The organism is Allobosea sp. 01N443 (genome assembly GCF_056399325.1).
Window position 1 is genome coordinate 1 of sequence record NZ_JBFTRC010000304.1, and the last position, 4,466, is coordinate 4,466.

A 4,466-nucleotide genomic window follows, 5' to 3' on the forward strand; every position below is an offset into this window, starting at 1 on the left:
GAGAGTGATCGCCATCCTTGGCGCTGGGCCGCTCATTCTGGCGATGCGGACCTGAACGGGTCGCCGCGACTCTCGTCCAACTTCACCCGCAGACGACGCGGCGCACACCTCAGGCATCCCAATAGCGCGTTTGCACACGGCCTCGGTGGTTAGCGGAAGTCAGGCCGAACTCAATCGAGGGGCCGGATCGCATCCTTAGCGGAAGTTGGTCCGAACTCGGAAACCGGGCAATTCTCGCCGACTAGCACCGGCGCCTAGTCTCGCCCCTTAGCGTGCGTTCGACACGGGGCGTAATGGGGCGCTCATGGCGTGAGCGACCGCGATGGCGATTTTCTGCCCTACGGCACTTTCCAGTTCGATGAGGTTCCCAGAGTTCAGGTCGGCCTCGAAAATGGCAGACCAGAGAATGGCGGCCGTTTCTCCTTCGACGAGGCGGCTTGTTATTCTGAGCTTGTTATCGGCAGCCCGGATCATCCCCTCAAGGATGAGCCGGGCGCCGAGATGGCGCCTGGCAGCGGATGGTTGCGACGCCAGTGTGTCGGAAGCCTCGCTTCGAACAATGGTCAGTTCCCGAAACGAAGCGAGCTGTGAGAGCATCTCTTCGGAAAGACCGGCTGCGAAAACACTGGCCTCTGGCGTCGGTGACAGGTTGGCGAAGGGCTTTACAAAAAGCGAGGGGCCTAGGGGGCGTGCCGGTGATGCGGCCGGGCGGAACTGGTCTGTCATCCCGACGTATGCCACCAGGGTGCCAAATGCCAGTACAGCAGCCAAGCCGACGAGCCAGGGGCGYCTGAGCGAGGCGAAGAGGCGTGCGCGGGTTGGTGGCGTCGGCTCCGGGGCCGGGGATGCGAGAGGCTGGGCCAGCGTCTGATCGTCTATTCGCCGGGAGAAAAACGGTACGTAGCTTCCCTTAGGAATTTCGATCAGGACGGGGTCTGTCTTGCCCTCAAGGAAATAGTAAAGCTCCAAGGCGCGCCTGAGCCGCCCGGCCTCAATACGAACGACCGGATCGTTCAGAATGTCGATACTCGTATCCCGGCCGAAGACTTCGACCGCGACCGAGTAGGCTTTGATGCGCTCTGCCCGGCCAGCCAGCGTCTGTTCAACCACATAGGACAGAAACCGGCGGAGCCGATCGGGCGCCTTGAAATCCCGGCTCGCTAAAATGCGGAGCAGTTGCGCGCGGATATCGCTTTCGCATGGCGCTGACACCGGTTGTGATGACGCGGAATCTGAAACACAAGTCGATGTCGTTTGGCGTTTCATGGAGTTAATTCGCCTGCGCGCCGATCCCAGCCCATGCATGATGCCCAGGTCGGGAGAGCACACGCAACCACCGTCAGTGGTAATCGATCAAAATTCTACCCCTCAATATCCCTAGGGATACAATATTCGTCACTCAAAATCTCGTCTCATGCTTGGGGATATACAGAGGCTTGACGTTCCGTCTCACCATTGACAATCCGTCTCAGCAAAATCTTCTAAATTCGCTCCAAATCGGAATCTTGGGTCGTGCAGATAGCTGTTGCGACAGAGGCACTTCATGAGAACCCCGTGGTGACGATCGGCCTGCAATAAGCGCAGGCGATCGTGCGTCACCCGTCTCAGGCGACCAAGAACCGCGCGAGCCCGATAATTGCGAGCAATGCGGATAATCCGACCAAAGCCCACGGCAACAGTCGCAGCGCGAAACCTGGACCGATACGGATTGGCCGCAGGCTCTTACGAGGCCTTGGCTCGGCCAGCGGGACGGGACGCCTGCTGAAGCGAGGGGCATAACCGCCCTTCGGGATTTCGATGATGATGGGGTCGGAGCGGCCCGCGACGAAGTAATAACGCTCGATAGCATGTCGCAGGCGCCCGGCCTCGACCCGAACAATCGGGTCATTCTTCTGATCGAAACTGGCGGGGCGCCCAAACACCTCTACTGCGATCGAATAGGCGGTGATGTTCTTGGTGTGGCCAGCCAGCGCCTGCATGACGACGTAGATCAAAAAACGACGGAGCCGGTCCGGGACTATGAATTCTTCACTCGCAAGCATGCGAATGAGCGCATCCTGGACTTCATGGGCTCCAGGCGCGCCGGCAGCATCTGTCTTCGCCGTGGAACTGACGATGTTTCCCAAGGCGGGCAACTGCACGGCTTTGGCTCCTTTTGACGAGCCCGCACGTCTTCGGATAGTCGCCTCGCCCCGGCGCTTTGCTCTGGCCCATTTTCACAGATCAAGCTGCTCAAAGGGCCGGGGGTGGTTCTCGTCAATGCGCCACGCGAACATCGGTGAGTTGAACGATCTCGACGCTTAGTGCGCACGCGGCCGCCGCTCACTCAGTTTCGGCGCTCTTCGCGTCGTGTCGTGCGTCCGGTGCGGCGTTCAGTGCGGCGATCGTCACGTCCGGAGCGCCGATCCCCACGTCGCTCCATACCGGTGGTCTGCGCCTCAGAATGCGATGCTTTCAATACCACCGCGGCCCCTGCAAAAGCCAGTGCGGCCGCCGACCACAAGAAGGAAAGGCCGCTTCGACGTGTGATCCCTTCCGATATGTAGAATTGGCTCATGTCCGGGCTCCTCAGGTTCACTGAACCGCTTTTATCGCCCCCACCGTCCCTCCAGACCAACGTGTTTGAAGCCCTCGCCTGCGGGCGCAAGCCACGGCGAGAAAACCATCCGCGCCACTCATGGAACGCCGTTTATGGGCCTCGAAGATCTACCGCACAAGACAGTCCGGGATGCTTTCGCCGCCGCCTTGTACCGTTGCAGGCTCTCTCCGCTAATAAAGCTCCTTTGAAGAAACCGGGGCGACATTGGTCTGCTGACATTTCGCCCAGTATAATCAAGCAGATGGTTATCAGATCACCACAACATGGGGTTCCRCATGGTTTCTTGCATGAAATTCGTAAAACGGCCCACTGCGATTGATCAATGTCTTGCTTGGCGCCTGCGCGAGCAAAGGCAACTGGCCGGATTAAGCCAGACGAAACTCTCGGAACAGTTGGGCATAACGTTTCAGCAGATCCAGAAATACGAGAAAGGATCAAACCGGATCAGTGCCAGCCGCCTGCAACAGATTGCGAATATCCTTCAGGTGCCGGTGGGCTACTTTTTCGAACAGGCGTCGACCGGACACGCAGCGACCCAGGAACCGTCGAAGGGAGAGGCGACTGCCGATGTCGCAGAATTGCTTGCGACAAACGAGGGGCTTCGTCTCGCCAGAGCCTTTTTCAAGTCCGACAATGCCGACACCCGCCAGCGGATCGTTGCCGTCGTCGAAGCGATGGCAAATGGAGATGTCGACGGGAGCCGTGGCGAAGTCTGCCATCCAGCGGGTGCCGAAAGTACGGCCTGACGCTTTGGCGACGATTGCAACCGCAATGCGATGACCTGACCCGAGGGGCGCGCGGGAACGTGCGCGGCCGTGTACTCGCCTCGTTGCCGGGTCGACGGCGGAAGGATTAACCAAACTCGATCTTCTCGAACATGTGGAATTAAATCATCATCGACGGGACGCTATGTGTGTGCTCTTGTTTTGTTGCAGGCAAAAACCGAACATCCTTCGAAATCTTCGTCACCGCTTATTATTAATTGTTATGCCTACAAGGTTATTTATGAGGCAATAACATGTCGAATTCTGAGAATTCCAACAGACTTCGAGAATTTGAGAGAGATACGACTCATACATCCCGTCGACATTACCAATGGATACGAAATGAAGGCGACGAAAGTGATAGTTTCATTCGAGGCGTCCTCTGGGGCGCTCCAATTTCGCTATTGCTCTGGGGGTTGATTGTGTTTTCTTGGCTCTTCCTGGCTCGATGACCTTGCGGGGTTGCAATAAGGACTCGGATTTTCCTGTCTCCGATCGACAGTTCAGCGATCGCAAGATCTCTCGCCCTCCTCACTCGACGACACCCCCCCATCCATGCCACGACTTTTCAACGTTTCGGCCTGATGAGCTTTGCTGCGGACATCCGGGTTGAGTTGCCGCATGCAAGAGAGCCTTGGTGATAATTTTTGCCTAGTGGCGAAAATATCGCTTTCGGGATTATTTGATGACAGACAGTAAACCTCTCCGATTATTTGGGTTCCCGACTGCTTTCTGATGTGCAACCRATAGGTTGGCTAACCCTGACCTCGGAGGACACCATGCGAATAGGACTTGTATCCACCGCCGTCCTTGCAACCTGCCTGGCTACGTCTGCCTTCTCCGCCGATCTTTCCAGCCGCCAAGCGCCGCCTCCCCCGATCGTCTATGCTCCCGTCTTCACCTGGGCCGGATTGTACGTCGGCCTCAACGCCGGCATGGGCTGGGCCGACTCGGGCAACATCACCGTTACCGGGCCGACAGCCGGCTCTTCCGGAATTCTGGGCGGCAATAGCGGCGACGGCGCGTTCGTCGGCGGCGGCCAGATCGGCTATAACTGGCAGTCCGGCGCCTGGGTCTACGGTCTCGAGACCGATATCCAGTAT

The 4,466-nt window shown here is 58.1% G+C and carries 5 protein-coding genes; 2 read left to right on the forward strand and 3 right to left on the reverse strand.

Annotated elements, in window-relative coordinates; all coding sequences use genetic code 11:
- Positions 1 to 267 precede the first annotated feature (267 nt).
- The 3 genes from AC1DRP_RS35185 to AC1DRP_RS35195 all read right to left on the reverse strand — a co-directional run bounded on the left by AC1DRP_RS35185 (position 268) and on the right by AC1DRP_RS35195 (position 2,557).
- The gene (locus tag AC1DRP_RS35185; RefSeq protein ID WP_476770966.1) at positions 268 to 1,266 is read right to left on the reverse strand and encodes a hypothetical protein; all 999 of its coding nucleotides are present in this window, start codon (positions 1,264 to 1,266) and stop codon (positions 268 to 270) included.
- Between the two features lie 338 nt (positions 1,267 to 1,604).
- Positions 1,605 to 2,141, reverse strand: coding sequence for a hypothetical protein (locus tag AC1DRP_RS35190; RefSeq protein WP_441508868.1), 537 nt, complete (start codon positions 2,139 to 2,141; stop codon positions 1,605 to 1,607).
- Between the two features lie 185 nt (positions 2,142 to 2,326).
- Positions 2,327 to 2,557, reverse strand: coding sequence for a hypothetical protein (locus tag AC1DRP_RS35195; protein WP_441508867.1), 231 nt, complete (start codon positions 2,555 to 2,557; stop codon positions 2,327 to 2,329).
- Between the two features lie 329 nt (positions 2,558 to 2,886).
- Between AC1DRP_RS35195 and AC1DRP_RS35200 the strand changes: the two genes are divergently transcribed.
- Both AC1DRP_RS35200 and AC1DRP_RS35205 read left to right on the forward strand, forming a co-directional pair.
- The gene (locus tag AC1DRP_RS35200; protein ID WP_441508866.1) at positions 2,887 to 3,345 is read left to right on the forward strand and encodes a helix-turn-helix domain-containing protein; all 459 of its coding nucleotides are present in this window, start codon (positions 2,887 to 2,889) and stop codon (positions 3,343 to 3,345) included.
- A 797-nt stretch (positions 3,346 to 4,142) separates the two neighbouring features.
- A partial coding sequence (locus AC1DRP_RS35205) for an outer membrane protein (RefSeq protein ID WP_476770967.1) occupies positions 4,143 to 4,466 on the forward strand: 324 nt, incomplete at its 3' end.